The organism is Pedobacter sp. N23S346 (genome assembly GCF_048515415.1).
GTDB lineage: Bacteria > Bacteroidota > Bacteroidia > Sphingobacteriales > Sphingobacteriaceae > Pedobacter.
On the sequence record NZ_JBLYEE010000016.1, the window covers coordinates 81,134 to 96,096 of the forward strand.

Below are 14,963 nucleotides of genomic sequence, written 5' to 3' on the forward strand. Positions count from 1 at the left end.
GTAGGTTAATCAGGAGAATTATTTAATGAAATTTTAAATATTTCTGCATTGGCGATATCGTTATATATACCAAACTTAATTTAAAATAATGCCCGAACTTTTACAATTTCCAGGAGAAGCTTATCCATTAGGTGCCACATGGGATGGTGAAGGAGTTAATTTCGCAATCTTTGCGGCGAATGCCACTGCAGTTGAACTCTGTTTTTATGATAGTGAACATGCAGAGACCGAAACAGGCAGCGTAACAATTTTAGAAAGGTCTCATGAAATCTGGCATGCCTATATTCCAGATATCAAACCGGGGCAGCTTTATGGCTACCGTGTACACGGACCTTATCAACCGGAAAACGGATTTAGATTTAATGCAAATAAAGTTCTGCTCGATCCTTATGCAAAGGCGATTGCAGGTAATATCAGATGGGATAATGCGCTGTTTGGATATGAACTTGGTCATCCGCTTATGGATCTGAGTTTCAGCGAAAGTGATAATACCGCATTTATTCCCAAATCAGTTGTGATTAATCCGGCATACGACTGGACGGGTGATGTTCACCCTAAAACTGATTATCACGAAACCGTGATTTATGAAATGCATGTGAAAGGTTTTACCAAAACCCATCCAGATATTCCCGAAAATATTCGTGGTACATACGCGGGGCTGGCACATCCGGTTGCCATAGATTATTTAAAAAAACTAGGCGTAACTGCAGTGGAGCTGATGCCGGTACATCAATTCATTTCTGATCATCACTTGCAAGAAAAAGGACTTACCAATTATTGGGGTTATAATACCATTGGCTTTTTCGCTCCAGATTCTCGTTATGCCTCTTCTGATATACGTGGAGGACAAGTGAATGAGTTTAAGGATATGGTTAAAGCATTGCATGCGGAAGGTATTGAAGTGATTCTGGATGTGGTTTATAATCATACAGGAGAAGGAAATGAGTTTGGCCCAACCTTGTCTTTTAAAGGAATTGATAATAGCGCCTACTACCGGTTGGAAGAAAATAAACGATACTATACCGATTACACCGGAACTGGAAATACCTTGAATTCTATGCTTCCAAACGTGCTTCGTTTTATGATGGATAGTTTGCGGTATTGGATTCAGGAGATGCATGTAGATGGATTTCGCTTCGATCTGGCATCTACATTGGCCAGAGAGCTACATGAAGTCAACCGGTTAAGTGCTTTTTTTGATATTATTCACCAGGATCCTGTAATTTCTCAGGTAAAACTGATTGCAGAACCCTGGGATGTGGGCAATGGCGGCTATCAAGTGGGTAAATTTCCGCCGGGCTGGGCAGAATGGAATGGAATGTACCGCGATGTCATGCGCGACTATTGGCGTGGAAACCCAAATATGCTCGGAGAATTTGCACAACGCTTTTTAGGTAGTCCAGATTTATATCAGGAAGATTACCGCAGACCAACAGCCAGTGTTAATTTCATTACTGCGCACGATGGCTTTTCGCTTCATGATTTGGTGTCCTATAATGAAAAACACAACGAGGCAAATCTGGATGATAATACGGATGGTGAAGACCATAACAGATCATGGAACTGTGGGGCAGAAGGAGAAACAGAAGATTTGCATGTTGTCAATCTCCGCCAGCAACAAAAGAGAAATTTTCTGGCAACCTTATTTTTATCACAAGGCATTCCGATGTTGGTTTCTGGTGATGAAATGGGTAAAACACAAAAAGGAAATAACAATACCTATTGTCAGGATAACGAATTGTCATGGTTGGATTGGGCTTCGATCGATGAATCACTATTGTACTTTACACAGCAATTAATTCAGCTCCGTTTAAATCATCCGAGTTTAAGAAGAAGGAAATGGTTTAACGGACAAGAAGTTGGTGAGGATGGATTGAAAGATATTGCCTGGTTTACACCTGATGGCAACCCCATGAAAGGCTATAACTGGGAAAGTGATTTTGCCCGCTCCATCGGGATTTATTTCCATGGTGAAGGAATACAGAGTAAAGGACCAATGGGCGAAGATATTCTGGATAATCATTTCTTCATTATTTTTAATGCGCACTATGAAGGCATAAATTATAAATTGCCTAAAGAAGACTATGCGAAAAAATGGAGAAAAGTATTGGATACGTCAACTGGAGAAATTTCGAAAAATGACTTAACCTTACACGAAGCATCAGAAATACTTGTTGTTGGAGGCAGATCAATATTGGTCTTAAAATCAGAGGAATAAAAAAAACAGGTTTTTCTAAAACCTGTTTTTTTGTGATTAAAGCAAATTAGCCAATCCGTTTTTTGGATACGAAAAGGTTAATGTTCTAATGATTGCATTTGGATGCTTAATGGCATCGGGTTTAGTTTTGTTGGTAAAAGCTTTACCCTGAACAGGTAAATCAACTAACTGGTTTTTACTGACAATTTTACTGGTCACGTTTCCACTGCTCATATTATTCTCTTCAACGATCATGATTTATTATTAGGAATTTAAGAAACGCTGGTAGGTACTTGCCGTCTTAATTTTTTCCATTCTCAAATGGTCTTTCAATTTTGAAAATTCCATGCTTTGAACGGCCTTAACGGTCGATTTTAATTTTTCACAACTTACACCAAGGCGTGTTGCCCAGTAATTGCGATCTTGTTCATCGGAAATGTCGATTAACTCTTTACGAGCTGTGGTCGAAATATTTTTAATTTCCATAGGTCTATAATTTGGTTAATTGATACTTAGTAAACACCAAATCCTATCTGGAAGTTTTGTTCATTTTAAAGGATTTGTTTTCTTATTGTCAGGATTTGAATTTTGATGATCTTACATAACACAGTTTTGAAAACTTAATCAGAAAGTCGCTCAGAAGTAGCCAAAATTTAAATCTAAGCTTTATATGTCCCTAACTCACCTATAAAACCTTTTAGGTTTTAATACTGTTTTAAAGTTTCTATATGATATACTGTTAATCAATAGAAATTTCACGAAAATAAAATCATCATGGGCCTGAAACAATACGAATCTAAACGCAATTTTTCTAAAACTGCCGAGCCTAAAGCCGGAAAAAGTAAGGATAAGAATAAATTACAATTCGTTATTCAAAAACACGATGCTACACGGTTACACTATGACTTTCGGTTAGAAATGGATGGTGTACTTAAAAGTTGGGCCGTGCCGAAAGGCCCGTCTACTGATCCAAAAAATAAACGCCTGGCTATGATGGTCGAAGACCATCCGTTTGATTATAAGGATTTTGAAGGCACAATTCCAAAAGGAGAGTACGGCGGTGGAACAGTGATTGTTTGGGACGAAGGTACTTATGAGCCGATAGAAGAAATCAAGGGTAAAAAAGCACAGGAAAAACACCTGTTAAAACAACTTGCAGATGGCTCAGTAAAAATAAAACTCAATGGTGAAAAACTAAAGGGCGAATTTGCTTTGGTGAAAACAAAAGGTATGGGCGAAAATGGTTGGCTTTTAATTAAGCACAAAGACGACTTTGCCTCTACAAAAGAAATTACTAAACAAGATAAATCTGTGCTTTCCGGAAAAACCATCAGCGCGATGGAAAAAACATCTGAAATGGTTTGGAAGGATGGAAAAGAACAAAAAGTTAATGATTCTAAAAAAACTGTTGTAAAAGAACCAGATGCAGAGACAATTGGTGAGCAGGAGGATGTGGATGTAAAAAGCATCCTCAGGAAAGCTCCAAAATCAGCAATTCCTACAGCCATTAAACCCATGTTGGCCACCTTAGTTGACGAACCATTTGATGATGATGCCTGGCAATATGAAGTGAAATGGGATGGCTACCGGGCATTGGCTTTTGTAAATAAAGGTAATGTAGATTTATTATCCAGGAATAATAAGTCTTTTAACGACAAATTTTATCCCATATATGATTTACTGTCCGAATGGAAAATCAATGCAGTACTTGATGGTGAAATTTTAGTGTTAAATGATAAAGGCATTTCCCAGTTTGGTGCCTTACAAAACTGGCGAAGTGAGGCCGATGGTGAACTTATTTTCTATGTTTTTGATTTGTTGTGGCACGATGGGAAAAACCTGATGGATCTGCCACTCTACCAGCGTCAGGCTATTTTAAATGACGTTCTGCCGAGTGATGATGATCGTGTTCGGCTCGGAAAAGTCTTTAAAGCCAGCGGAATCGATTTCTTCGCGGCGGCAGAAAAAATGGGATTGGAAGGTATTATCGCTAAAAAAACAAATAGTACTTATATACCAGATCGAAGATCAAAAGATTGGCTAAAGATTAAAATAAGTAAGCGCCAGGAGGTTGTTATTGCAGGATTTACTAAAAATGAAGATACCTCAAAAGCATTTAGTTCTTTATTGCTTGGAGTTTATGAAAAAGGAAAATTACAATATGTGGGTAAGGTTGGAACGGGCTTTTCTGAGCAGTTACAAAAAGCGATGATCAAACAATTTGAGCCTTTAATCATCGATAAAAGTCCTTTTGATGAACTTCCTGATGTGAATAAGCCATCGCGTTTTAGACCAAACCCGCCAAAAGTTAAGGCAACCTGGCTAAAACCAGAGCTGGTATGTGAAGTTGCATTTGCAGAAGTTACTAACGACGGGGTTTTCAGGCACCCATCTTTTCAGGGCATGCGTGAGGATAAAAAAGCGAAAGATGTGATTCGCGAAGAAGAAATTGCAACCGAAGAAGTGGTTGCACAGCAGGAAACCGAACCAGAGCAACATCGTGAAGCCATCAAAGCGCCGAAGCAGGGTGAGCGCAAAACCTTACTCAATCCAAAAGAACAAACCCAGGTGCGCAAGGTAAAGGGGCACGAGCTTAAGTTTACCAATCTCAGTAAAATTTACTGGCCGGAAGATAAAGTAACCAAACGCGATATGTTCAACTTCTATTATCAAATAGCAGATTATATTTTACCTTATCTGAAAGACCGGCCGCAATCGCTCAACCGTTTCCCTGGCGGCATCCATGGGAAAAGTTTTTACCAGAAAGATGTAAAAGGTAAAGCGCCGGAATGGGCAAAAACTTTCCCATACGAAAATGGCGATGGTGAAAAAAAGGAATATCTGGTCGGGACAGATGAATCTTCCTTACTCTGGATGGCGAGTCTGGGTTGTATTGAAATGAATCCCTGGTTTAGCCGGATTCAAAGTCCGGATCATCCGGATTACTGTGTGATCGACCTCGATCCCGATAAAAACACTTTTGATCAGGTAGTGGAAGCTGCATTGGAAACTAAAAAGATTCTCGATGCCATTGATGTACCGTCATATTGCAAAACATCAGGTTCCACCGGCATGCACATTTATATTCCCCTAAATGCAAAATATACCTACGATCAAAGTCAGATGTTTGCCAAACTGGTGGTGAATTTAGTTCATAAACAACTTCCGGAATATACCTCTCTCGAAAGAATGATATCGGCCAGGAAAGGTAAAATGTATTTAGACTTTTTACAGAACAGACCAGGTGCAACAATTGCTGGTCCGTATTCGCTCCGGCCAAAAATCGGTGCTACAGTCTCCATGCCTTTACATTGGGATGAAGTGAAAAAAGGATTAAAAATGAAAGATTTCAATATTTTTAATGCGCTGGATCGTTTAAAAGTAGAGGGAGACATATTTAAAGGCGTTTTGGGTAAGGGTATCGATTTAAAAAAGGCGGTTAATAAGGCTAAAAGTGTTTTCGGATAGCCCGAAATCATCTTCTGCTTTCTTATATTTGAAAAAAAATAAATAAATGATAGCACACCACGTTTTATTTTGGCTTAAAGCCGATACCACCGAAGAGCAAAAAGTAGCTTTCCGTAAAAGTTTAGAAACCCTTGAACAAATTGAAGTGGTGAAAACTTTTCATCTTGGAACACCAGCGCCAATTGAGCGTGCAGTAGTAGACATTACTTACACCTTCAGTCTGCTTTTACTTTTTGAAGATATGGCAGGCCACGATATTTATCAGGTTCACCCTTTACACAAAGCTTTCTTAGATGAATTTAAAATCTATTTCGAGAAGGTGATTATCTATGATGCCAACTAAGAAGCTGTCTAAAAATTAGAATTTATCAACTTACGAAATTTCCAAAGCCTGTGCGCTGAAGAATTTCGTCAGTTTTGATGATAATACCACAAACTTTCGAAATATTTCCCCCAACAACGGCCACCAAAACCTCGCAAGTTGATCTTCATTAATGAAATGTAGACAGTTTCTAAGAAAAAATAATCAAAAAATGCCGGATGTCCTCCGGTATTTTTTTTTGCAGTAATCACCTCAATTGGTTGTTTTGGTAAAGGCATAGAAAATATTTTAAATATTATTTGGAATTATTCTAAATAATATGCTATTTGCTTTTATTAAAAATCAAATTAGATCAGCCATGTGTAACACCAGTATACTTGCTCAAAGTCAAAACATTATCATTTCACAATGTAAAAACTGTAAAGTATTAAACATCTGGCGTGCGGGTGTATTGATGAATTTTTCTTTTGAGCAGTTCGATGCTTTTCATTCAGCAACCAAAAAACTGCATTTTGATGATTTTGTAGAGCGCCACCCAAATGGTAAAGATGTGGTGATTCTATCCACTCCATTTCCAGATATCAGCCTGGTTTTTACACGGGATGAATGGCAGGAATTTTTTGTTAAAATCGACGAAGCACTATACATGAAGCGGGTATATGAGCTTGTCCATTATTAAACCTGACTATTATCTTATACTCATTTATTGGTATTTTCTGCCCGCTAAAAACCAGTCACTTTTGTATTTCGTATATTTTTTCCAAAGCGCAATCATGGAAAAATTTACTACACTAATTAAAAGGTCATCTACCAGTCTGTTTCTACTTGAAAAAATTAAAGTTGGAGATTTTGTGGAAGATGAATTTGGAAAATCAGGACGGGTATCTGATATCGAAAAAATTCGTTATACAAAAGAATCACACTATTATTTCTACCTCGGAAAATCAGGAACAATATTAGTGATTATTTAAAGGCCAGAATTCTTATCAGAAATGGCGATTTATTAAGGCCCGTTAGCCACAAAATATTTTATTTCGTCTTCCTTCAATACAAGGCATTGCGTATATTGTAGCAGAATTATTTTCTATGCCTTTAAATCAGGATCATTTTTATTCAAATTTAACCATTAGCAGGCTTAATTTAAGTAGGTTACTGCTTAAGAAAAATCTCTTCTCTGATGTTCCGGAAGATTGGTTTGTGATTATAACTGATATAAAGAGTTCTACAAGCGCTGTTGATGCTGGCTTGCATGAAGATGTAAACCTGATTGCTACAGGCAGTATCGTAACGGTGCTCAACATTGCATTTAAAGCGGACATTTTAGTTCCGTTTTTCTTTGGTGGCGACGGAGCTACCTTCATCGTACCATCCAGTATTGTAGATGATGCAATGAAAGCACTATTGAAATACCGGGCCAATTCTTTAACAAATTTTAATCTGGAATTGCGCACAGGAATTGTCTCGGTCAAGGAAATCTATGATCATGGCTGTTTACTTAAAATCAGCAGATTTAACAGTGGCGAAACATTTTCCATTCCAATTGTTCTGGGCGATGGACTGGATTATGCCGAAAAGTTGATAAAAGGAGATGATTACCTGCTTTCCGGACATGACAGTACAGAGGAGGAGATTGATCTCACCGGAATGCAATGTAGATGGGATAAAATTCAACCGCCAGAAAATAGCGAGGAGGTGGTTACCCTTATCGCTATAGCACAGGATAGTAATAAGCAGGCTGAAGTTTTTAGTAAAATTATTCAGCACCTGGATCAGATTTACGGATCAGCAGAAATAAGGAAGCCGATTTCAATTCCAAAGTTAATTTTTCGAACCAGCTTTAATAACCTGGGTAAGGAAATGAGACATCGTTTAGGTAAAATAAAAACTTTCGAACTGATTAAAAACTGGTTCGTAAACCTGTATGCCTTTGTCTATTTCAGAACCGATAGCGGAAAGAAATACCTGCAACAACTGGTAGAAATGTCTGATACGCTGGTGATTGATGGCAGAATTAATACTGTAATTACAGGAACAGAAAAGCAGCGTTTAGTTTTACAGGAGGCTTTGGATCGCTTAGAAACCGATGGAGAAATTTCTTACGGAATTTATGTGAGCGGTGAATCGGTGATGTCTTGTTACGTCCGTGATTTTGAAGATGAACATATTCATTTTGTAGATGGAGCGGATGGGGGCTACACTAAAGCCGCAGGTGTTTTAAAACAAAAACTGAAAGTAAAACAGGGTTAACCTGAAGGATTTGTAAACTGAGAAGCTAAAACTTTCTAAGTATTTCCCACAGCAAAGGCCACCAAAACTTCGCAAGTTGATATTTAAGTGAGTTCCTCAGTTTCTGAATTCACAGATTGAGGCTGAATGATCACAAATTTGATGATCGAATATTCAGTCTTAATCTTGCTTCTTAAGCGATCTATTGCTGCCGTTAAGTCTTCCGTATCTAACTCAGGCTGGAAGGTTAAAACCAGAATTAGCAGCACTTCTTTAGGTGATTGATAGGTAGAAAGGATACTTTTTACTTCAATTACATCCCCATCATTTTCCATCAATACTTTCAACTTCTGTTGCGTTTCAGGACTCAATCCTTCGCCCATTAATAAACTTCTGCTTTCTCTGGCCAAAATAAAGGAAACAAAAATAAGTAGGATCCCAACTAAAACAGAAGCCAGACCATCCAGAAATGGCATGTTTAAACTATGACTTAATAGCATTAGCACAAATACAATCAGTAAACCCATCACGGCCGCACCATCTTCAAACAGCACCAGAAATCCGGAAGGATCCTTACTCTTAATGATCGCTTTCCACCAGGTTAAGCCATTTCTGGTTTTGTTAAATTCCTTAATGGCTACCATAAGCGATATGCCCTCAAACACAAAAGATAAAGCCAGAACAGCATAGTTCCAGCCTGGATTAACCAATTCTTCCGGATGGCGAATGTGCATAATACCCTGCAAAACGGATAATATGCCACCTAGACCGAAAATCATAATAGAAACAATGAAAGACCAGAAGTAAAGTTCTCTCCCATAACCGAATGGACGGTATTGATCAGGCGGTTTGGTACTTCGCTTTAAACCATAAAGGAGCAATAATTGGTTGCTGGTATCAACGGTTGAGTGAATTCCCTCAGCAATCATAGAAGAGCTGTTGGTAAACGCCCCGGCAATAAATTTGGTAACCGCAATAAGTAAATTAGCAGCGAGTGCGCTGTAAATAGATTTGTTGGCTTTGGCCATAAGGGAAAATATAAATTAATATACCTTAAACCAAATGCAGCACCTTTAGTTTGCCTTGTTTCACCTGTATGAAAAAAAATGAGGCTGCATCATAAATTCGAAATGTCATCCTAAGCCTGTCGAAGGATTTATAGAAAAAATGTCCTTAACGATGTTTCGACAAGCTACCATTGATATAATTTATTAAATAACTAAAAATGAATTAATTACAAAAACGTCACTTATATTGATTTTTATGAAATAAATTATCCCTCAACTTGACAGGATTATTTCGCCGCTGGATTAGCACTTTGCGCTATGCATCCTGCTATCCGGCCTAGGAAATGATGGAAGGAGAAGCCGTTGAAATTTTTGCACCCACTTTCAAATACTTCAAACCCAAGGTAGCACGAACGGCTCTTAAAATAAAATCTTTATTAAAACAAATCGAGCCCTTGCGCTACCGCTATTTAAATTTCGACGAGCTAATCCGACATCAGTTCCAAGCCTTGGACTTTTGTTACTTTTGGGCCAAGCCAAAAGTAAAAGCCCTTCGGCGGCTAGCCGAGGCAAGGATGAAAGCGGTTGGTGAGCCACCAACCACTGGATGGAGTTGATGCCTTTTTTAAAAAAATAAGCCGGCAAAAAACAAAGGGTTCTTTTGCCGGCCTGGTATGTAGGAGCATTTAAGCTAAAATCAAATCGATATTTTTGAGCTCTTCTTCACTAAAAGTGTTATTATCTAAAGCCAATATGGCATCTGTTATCTGCTCTGGTTTACTGGCACCAATCAATACGGTAGTAATGCGGTGATCTTTCAAAATCCATGAAAGTGCCATGTGCGATAACTTTTGTCCGCGTAATTTTGCTATTTCATTTAACCTGGAGATCACCTCAATTTTTTCTGGCGTAATGCTGCTCTCTTTCAAAAAGACACCACTTGTTGCCACGCGGGAATCTGCCGGGATGCCATGTAAATATTTGTCCGTTAACAAACCCTGGGCGAGTGGAGAGAAGGGAATGCAGCCTACACCATTGGTTTCCAATACATCAAGCAAGCCACCCTCTACCCAACGTTCGAACATGGAGTATTTGGGCTGATGGATCAAACATGGAGTGCCATTTTCTTTTAAAATTTGAATGGCTTTTTCTGCTTCCGGTGCCTTGTAATTAGAGATACCCACATATAATGCCTTGCCCTGTTGTACCATCAAACTCAGGGTATCCATCGTTTCTTCAAGCGGGGTATCGGGATCCGGACGATGATGGTAAAAAATATCCACATAATCCAGTTTCAGGCGTTTTAAACTTTGATCAAGGCTGGAAACCAGGTATTTCTTAGATCCCCAGTCGCCATAAGGCCCATCCCACATCGTGTATCCGGCTTTGGTGGAAATGATCATTTCATCGCGATAACCCTGGAAATCTCCCTTTATTATGCTGCCGAAAATCTCTTCTGCTGAGCCTGGAGGCGGACCATAATTGTTGGCCAAATCGAAATGCGTAATTCCATTATTAAAAGCGGTAAAGATCAGGTTTTTACTGTTCTCATAATCATTTACATGCCCGAAATTGTGCCAAAGCCCAAGTGAAATTGCAGGTAATTTTAAGCCACTGTTGCCACAGCGGTTATATTTCATTTTTTGATATCGATCGGCTGAGATGTTGTTATTCATTTTGGTTAGGTTTGATCTGCAAATTAGGAAGATTCTATTAAATACCCATTTCTAATTTTAGTTCAAACCAATTTTTTTTCCTGAGAAATTATTTCGTGTTAAAATAATTGATTTAAGGCCGGGTCGTTATAGTCCTCAATAAAGGCAATAATATTATCGTAGGCTGAAAATTCATCAGCAGTATGCATAGTTGTTAAAGCGACGCACCTCATTCCGGCATTATGAGCGGCTTCTACACCTTTTGGTGCATCTTCAAATACAATGCAATCTTCAGGAGCAATACCCAAAATCTTCGCACCTTTAGTAAACGTTTCCGGATCTGGCTTACTTTTTTCTACATCTTCTGCACTTACTACTGTTTCGAAATAGGAGCGGACATTTAAATTATCCAACACGAAATTGATATTGAAAGGGATGGCTGCAGAGCCAATTGCCATTAAGATATTGGCTTTTTTGGCTTTATCCAGGAAATGATCCAATCCGGGAATTAAAGTTAAATGTGCCTTGTAGGCCGCCTGATAACGGTGTTCCTTTTCAATAGAGATCTGGTCTATTTGTTCCTGAGAAAAATGCCCAACACCAAAAACCCGTTCTAAAAGATCCTGATTTTTGCCATACATTTCTTTTTTTACGCCTTCAAAGCTAATATTAGCACCCAAATCTTTTGTTAAAATCTCGTGCCACGCGTGATTATGAAACTCCATATCATTGATCATCGTGCCATTTAAATCAAAGAGAAATGCTTTCGGTTTATTGTCCATCATGAAGGCAAAAATATTAGATTTTTTTTAGCAATAGGTCAGTTAGTTCTCATACTTTATTCAATATTGAATGCTCGAATATGAATCTGTTTGTTCACTGGAAATAACGCTTGTATTAATTTTCTTCAACTGGTTTATTTCTGAAATAGAAATAGCATAGCGGGAATAAACAAATGATACCCAAAAGTACACCGCCTACCGTATCGGTAAACCAATGGGCACCCAGGTAAATTCTGGAAGGCGCAATCATCACCACTAAAAACACTGAAATTGCAGTAGTGATGTTTCTGGTGGTTTTTGGGATATGCTTCAATGTGCGCATTAAAATAATGAGGAAACCAAAAAATAGCACATAGGAAAGTACATGGCCACTAGGATAGCTTTGAAACCTGTTCACTTCCACTAATCGCACATAAGATGCTGTTGGCCTCGGTCTGTTAATAACGCTTTTTATGCCCAGAATAACTAAACCCGAAAGGAGTATGAGTGAGATAAAAAGTGCCTCACGTTTAAACTTTTGCCAGTAAAATATAGTGGCAACCACTAAAACAGAAAGCAAAGAAAAAGGGAGTTCGCCAAAAAAACTAATGGCTAACATGATTTTATCTAACCACGCTGTCTGGTGTTTCTGAACCATTAAAGAAACTTCCACATCAAATGGTAAGATAGGATGTTTTGCTATAAATACACTCAACGTAGTAAATGCGAGGATCAGGAGAACGAGTACAGATAGCAGAATATTAGGTTTTAACCTCATTTGGGTATACTAGTGAATTTTTCAAAACTATTAAATTATAAGATAGGTCTGTAATTTTTTGTTTAAATATTATTTTTTAATACAAGGATAGCGGCACTTTAATTATTTCACTTAAGTTCTACATTGCTTATTTGATTTTTTAAGAAGGTCTGGTTTTGAGCTTCATCCCTATAATTAACCTTTCTATCAAGGAAATAACCCTGTCTATATAACATTTTTGGAACAATCAGACCAATCAATAATCTTTGATTTGAAATATATTAAAACTGCACAATCAATGAATAGTTATTTTTATTGATCATGCAACCCCCGGCAAATCATTAACTCATTTATATTTAACCTTAACACTCCAATTAATTGGCCTTCCATAAAATGTGGAAGGCACAATTTGCTTATTTTGAATGGTACCTATTTTAGTTTATTAAATAAAAAAAACCTAATTGCTCATGTCAATCAGGTTTTTATAAAATATCAAAGTAGCGTGCAGGAAAGTCTTGCTGCAGCTTTTTCTTATTATTTCACAATAATCTGTTTTGGTTCAGTAACCACAATTTGTTTTTTACCTTTAAATTCTGTTACTATTCCGGTAACGCAAATATGATTTCCTAAAAACATGCTCTCTGGTTCGGAAGTAAATTTAGCTTCATCTGCCTTGTTAATTACAATTGTAATCAACTCTTTAGGGTAAGCACCACCCAGATTGATCAATGTTAATTTATCCAATGATTTTGCTGAGAAAACCGAATCGCAAATGGTTACTGTTTTGCCTAGATATTGCCCTGCATCTTTGGCTAAAACGAGTGTCTGGCTTTTTGCAAAGTAGAAAGAAAGGATCAAAGTGAATAAGAGGGCGTACTTTTTCATATGGGATGTGATTTTTAGACCAATAAGGATGATCATTGGTTTATTTAGCAAATATATAAAGCAGTTTATCAAAAAACAATGTCTGTTGTGTAACTACTCAGATGGATTCATATCAACTATGGTGTAAATAATATCATCCGGAATGATTTTAACATTAACAAATTATCCATTCATTTGTATGTTAGTAAATTTTATTCACCACATGTTAATCTAGAATCCAATGAACAAATTATTCTTAAGTATTTTATTATTCTCTGCAGGCATTGCAAATGCACAATTAAAACCGGTTAGTTATGCTGATGGGACACAGAAACTAAGCGGAATGGTTACCACAAACACAGGGAAAAAATTGCCTGGGGTATTAATTTTACCAGCCTGGAAAGGAATAGATGACGAAGCAAAAACGGCGGCACTCGAACTTCAAAAACAAGGTTACATTGCGTTCATAGCCGATATTTATGGAGAAGGAAACACTCCTAAAGACAATGCAGCAGCAGCTCAAATTTCAGGTAAATACAAAAAAGATTATCAGTCTTATCAGAAACGGATCTCACTAGCCTTAGCAGAATTGAAGAAAGCAGGTGCATCAACTGATAAGTTAGCGGTGATTGGTTACTGCTTCGGTGGGGCAGGAGCATTAGAAACCGCTCGTGCGGGTTTCCCTGTTCTAGGTGTGGTATCTATCCACGGGAGTTTAGGTAAAGCGGCCGACAGATCGAATGTGGCGCTTAGCACAAAAATGCTGATTGAAAATCCAGCTGATGACCAAAGCGTTACGCCTGAGGATATGAGTAACTTAATTAAAGAGATGAATGAAGGAAAGGCAGATTGGCAAATCATTACTTATGCCGATAGTAAACACACTTTCACTGATCCTAAATCTGCTGATTATAATGAAGTAATGGCAAAAAGGGCATGGAAACACACTTTATTGTTTTTAGGTGAGATCCTGAAATAATTAATAGCTGAAAAAAGTTACTCCTTTTCTGTTTATGTCTTTGAAATGTCATCCAAATGTTTTAGCTTGGAGTTCCTAAACTTTATGAACCTATGGATGACAGAATCAATTTAATCATGGGAGTATTTTTTATACTCAGCTCACTGGGCGTATTTTTTCAGATATTCAGAGCTAAAAAAGCCGATAAGCGGTACTAAAGAAATAAAAAAGCTGATTAATAACCATAATCAGCTTTTTTATGCCCTTATTTTTTATGCAGTTGTCTTAAATCAATTGTTGAAGTTTGATTCAATATTTGCTTTCCATCTATCAGTTGGTTCTCAACCAACATAAACACATGCCTATAAATAAACTTGTGTTGGTTGGTGTAACACCAGACCGGTAGGTTAGTCTAATAATTTGCCCACTGATCCAGAAGATTTCCGCAGAAGCGAAAAGTAAAATCTGCGTTGATCATTTTGATCTGCGGGATAACCCTTATAATGCGATCGCTTAAATATTTACAATAGTAAGTATTATCAACATCGCTTGAGCTAAACTATACTTTGCTGATCTTACTTTTTCCATCTATCTAGTTTGTTCTCAATCAACATAAAACATATGCCTATAAATTAAACTTATGCTGGTTGGTGGGACACCAGACCAGTAGTTTAGGCTAATAATTTGCCCACTGATCCAGAAGATTTCCGCAGAAGCGAAAAGTAAAATCTGCGGTAATCATTTTGAT

Annotated in this window: 16 protein-coding genes; 8 read left to right on the forward strand and 8 right to left on the reverse strand. The window is 37.7% G+C overall.

The genetic code is table 11. The features are described 5' to 3' along the window. Positions 1 to 88: 88 nt before the first annotated feature. The gene (gene glgX / locus ACN1CD_RS21335) at positions 89 to 2,218 is read left to right on the forward strand and encodes a glycogen debranching protein GlgX (RefSeq protein WP_419132440.1); all 2,130 of its coding nucleotides are present in this window, start codon (positions 89 to 91) and stop codon (positions 2,216 to 2,218) included. Between the two features lie 36 nt (positions 2,219 to 2,254). Here the strand turns inward: glgX and ACN1CD_RS21340 are convergent, their stop codons facing one another. Then, complete coding sequence (locus ACN1CD_RS21340) at positions 2,255 to 2,452, reverse strand: hypothetical protein (RefSeq protein WP_419132441.1); 198 nt, start codon at positions 2,450 to 2,452, stop codon at positions 2,255 to 2,257. 9 nt (positions 2,453 to 2,461) lie between these two features. Beyond that, the gene (locus ACN1CD_RS21345) at positions 2,462 to 2,683 is read right to left on the reverse strand and encodes a DUF3606 domain-containing protein (RefSeq protein ID WP_419132442.1); all 222 of its coding nucleotides are present in this window, start codon (positions 2,681 to 2,683) and stop codon (positions 2,462 to 2,464) included. A gap of 288 nt (positions 2,684 to 2,971) precedes the next feature. Between ACN1CD_RS21345 and ligD the strand changes: the two genes are divergently transcribed. Beyond that, on the forward strand, positions 2,972 to 5,665 hold the full coding sequence (gene ligD / locus ACN1CD_RS21350) for a DNA ligase D (RefSeq protein ID WP_419132443.1): 2,694 nt from the start codon (positions 2,972 to 2,974) through the stop codon (positions 5,663 to 5,665). A gap of 46 nt (positions 5,666 to 5,711) precedes the next feature. After that, a complete protein-coding gene (locus ACN1CD_RS21355; RefSeq protein ID WP_419132444.1) occupies positions 5,712 to 6,008 on the forward strand; it encodes a Dabb family protein in 297 nt (98 codons plus the stop codon). A 68-nt stretch (positions 6,009 to 6,076) separates the two neighbouring features. Here the strand turns inward: ACN1CD_RS21355 and ACN1CD_RS21360 are convergent, their stop codons facing one another. Then, entirely contained in the window at positions 6,077 to 6,265 is a 189-nt protein-coding gene (locus ACN1CD_RS21360; RefSeq protein ID WP_419132445.1) for a hypothetical protein, read from the reverse strand. An 80-nt stretch (positions 6,266 to 6,345) separates the two neighbouring features. Here ACN1CD_RS21360 and ACN1CD_RS21365 point away from each other — a divergent pair, with 80 nt between their 5' ends. The 3 genes from ACN1CD_RS21365 to ACN1CD_RS21375 all read left to right on the forward strand — a co-directional run bounded on the left by ACN1CD_RS21365 (position 6,346) and on the right by ACN1CD_RS21375 (position 8,234). Continuing rightward, positions 6,346 to 6,666, forward strand: coding sequence for a hypothetical protein (locus ACN1CD_RS21365; RefSeq protein WP_419132446.1), 321 nt, complete (start codon positions 6,346 to 6,348; stop codon positions 6,664 to 6,666). Between the two features lie 94 nt (positions 6,667 to 6,760). Next, positions 6,761 to 6,958: a hypothetical protein gene (locus ACN1CD_RS21370; RefSeq protein WP_419132447.1), complete on the forward strand. Its 198-nt coding sequence runs from the start codon at positions 6,761 to 6,763 to the stop codon at positions 6,956 to 6,958. Positions 6,959 to 7,073: 115 nt separating this feature from the next. Continuing rightward, positions 7,074 to 8,234 carry a DUF3095 domain-containing protein gene (locus ACN1CD_RS21375; protein WP_419132448.1) on the forward strand — a complete coding sequence of 387 codons (1,161 nt, stop codon included), beginning with the start codon at positions 7,074 to 7,076 and terminating at the stop codon, positions 8,232 to 8,234. Between the two features lie 83 nt (positions 8,235 to 8,317). Here the strand turns inward: ACN1CD_RS21375 and ACN1CD_RS21380 are convergent, their stop codons facing one another. Next, entirely contained in the window at positions 8,318 to 9,241 is a 924-nt protein-coding gene (locus ACN1CD_RS21380; protein ID WP_419132449.1) for a cation diffusion facilitator family transporter, read from the reverse strand. A gap of 323 nt (positions 9,242 to 9,564) precedes the next feature. On the opposite strand from ACN1CD_RS21380, the gene ACN1CD_RS21385 reads away from it, so the two are divergent. Then, positions 9,565 to 9,837 (forward strand): hypothetical protein, encoded by a 273-nt coding sequence (locus tag ACN1CD_RS21385; RefSeq protein ID WP_419132450.1) that lies wholly within the window; start codon positions 9,565 to 9,567, stop codon positions 9,835 to 9,837. Positions 9,838 to 9,906: 69 nt separating this feature from the next. Here the strand turns inward: ACN1CD_RS21385 and mgrA are convergent, their stop codons facing one another. From mgrA to ACN1CD_RS21405, 4 genes are all read right to left on the reverse strand, one after another. Next, on the reverse strand, positions 9,907 to 10,896 hold the full coding sequence (gene mgrA / locus ACN1CD_RS21390; RefSeq protein WP_419132451.1) for an L-glyceraldehyde 3-phosphate reductase: 990 nt from the start codon (positions 10,894 to 10,896) through the stop codon (positions 9,907 to 9,909). 98 nt (positions 10,897 to 10,994) lie between these two features. Further along, the gene (locus ACN1CD_RS21395) at positions 10,995 to 11,657 is read right to left on the reverse strand and encodes an HAD family hydrolase (protein WP_419132456.1); all 663 of its coding nucleotides are present in this window, start codon (positions 11,655 to 11,657) and stop codon (positions 10,995 to 10,997) included. Positions 11,658 to 11,772: 115 nt separating this feature from the next. Next, positions 11,773 to 12,414 (reverse strand): phosphatase PAP2 family protein, encoded by a 642-nt coding sequence (locus tag ACN1CD_RS21400; RefSeq protein WP_419132452.1) that lies wholly within the window; start codon positions 12,412 to 12,414, stop codon positions 11,773 to 11,775. Between the two features lie 513 nt (positions 12,415 to 12,927). Continuing rightward, positions 12,928 to 13,278: a hypothetical protein gene (locus ACN1CD_RS21405; protein WP_419132453.1), complete on the reverse strand. Its 351-nt coding sequence runs from the start codon at positions 13,276 to 13,278 to the stop codon at positions 12,928 to 12,930. A 220-nt stretch (positions 13,279 to 13,498) separates the two neighbouring features. Here ACN1CD_RS21405 and ACN1CD_RS21410 point away from each other — a divergent pair, with 220 nt between their 5' ends. Continuing rightward, positions 13,499 to 14,236 (forward strand): dienelactone hydrolase family protein, encoded by a 738-nt coding sequence (locus ACN1CD_RS21410; RefSeq protein ID WP_419132454.1) that lies wholly within the window; start codon positions 13,499 to 13,501, stop codon positions 14,234 to 14,236. Positions 14,237 to 14,963 lie beyond the last annotated feature (727 nt).

Excerpts from the sequence above, each read along its gene's own strand:
- ACN1CD_RS21395 (WP_419132456.1), bottom strand. The coding sequence starts at position 11,657 with ATGGACAATAAACCGAAAGCATTTCTCTTTGATTTAAATGGCACGATG.
- ACN1CD_RS21370 (WP_419132447.1), top strand. The coding sequence starts at position 6,761 with ATGGAAAAATTTACTACACTAATTAAAAGGTCATCTACCAGTCTGTTT.
- ACN1CD_RS21410 (WP_419132454.1), top strand. The coding sequence starts at position 13,499 with ATGAACAAATTATTCTTAAGTATTTTATTATTCTCTGCAGGCATTGCA.
- ACN1CD_RS21355 (WP_419132444.1), top strand. The coding sequence starts at position 5,712 with ATGATAGCACACCACGTTTTATTTTGGCTTAAAGCCGATACCACCGAA.
- ACN1CD_RS21375 (WP_419132448.1), top strand. The coding sequence starts at position 7,074 with ATGCCTTTAAATCAGGATCATTTTTATTCAAATTTAACCATTAGCAGG.
- ACN1CD_RS21380 (WP_419132449.1), bottom strand. The coding sequence starts at position 9,241 with ATGGCCAAAGCCAACAAATCTATTTACAGCGCACTCGCTGCTAATTTA.
- ACN1CD_RS21405 (WP_419132453.1), bottom strand. The coding sequence starts at position 13,278 with ATGAAAAAGTACGCCCTCTTATTCACTTTGATCCTTTCTTTCTACTTT.
- ACN1CD_RS21400 (WP_419132452.1), bottom strand. The coding sequence starts at position 12,414 with ATGAGGTTAAAACCTAATATTCTGCTATCTGTACTCGTTCTCCTGATC.
- ACN1CD_RS21360 (WP_419132445.1), bottom strand. The coding sequence starts at position 6,265 with ATGCCTTTACCAAAACAACCAATTGAGGTGATTACTGCAAAAAAAAAT.
- ligD (WP_419132443.1), top strand. The coding sequence starts at position 2,972 with ATGGGCCTGAAACAATACGAATCTAAACGCAATTTTTCTAAAACTGCC.
- glgX (WP_419132440.1), top strand. The coding sequence starts at position 89 with ATGCCCGAACTTTTACAATTTCCAGGAGAAGCTTATCCATTAGGTGCC.
- ACN1CD_RS21385 (WP_419132450.1), top strand. The coding sequence starts at position 9,565 with ATGATGGAAGGAGAAGCCGTTGAAATTTTTGCACCCACTTTCAAATAC.
- ACN1CD_RS21365 (WP_419132446.1), top strand. The coding sequence starts at position 6,346 with ATGTGTAACACCAGTATACTTGCTCAAAGTCAAAACATTATCATTTCA.
- mgrA (WP_419132451.1), bottom strand. The coding sequence starts at position 10,896 with ATGAATAACAACATCTCAGCCGATCGATATCAAAAAATGAAATATAAC.
- ACN1CD_RS21345 (WP_419132442.1), bottom strand. The coding sequence starts at position 2,683 with ATGGAAATTAAAAATATTTCGACCACAGCTCGTAAAGAGTTAATCGAC.
- ACN1CD_RS21340 (WP_419132441.1), bottom strand. The coding sequence starts at position 2,452 with ATGATCGTTGAAGAGAATAATATGAGCAGTGGAAACGTGACCAGTAAA.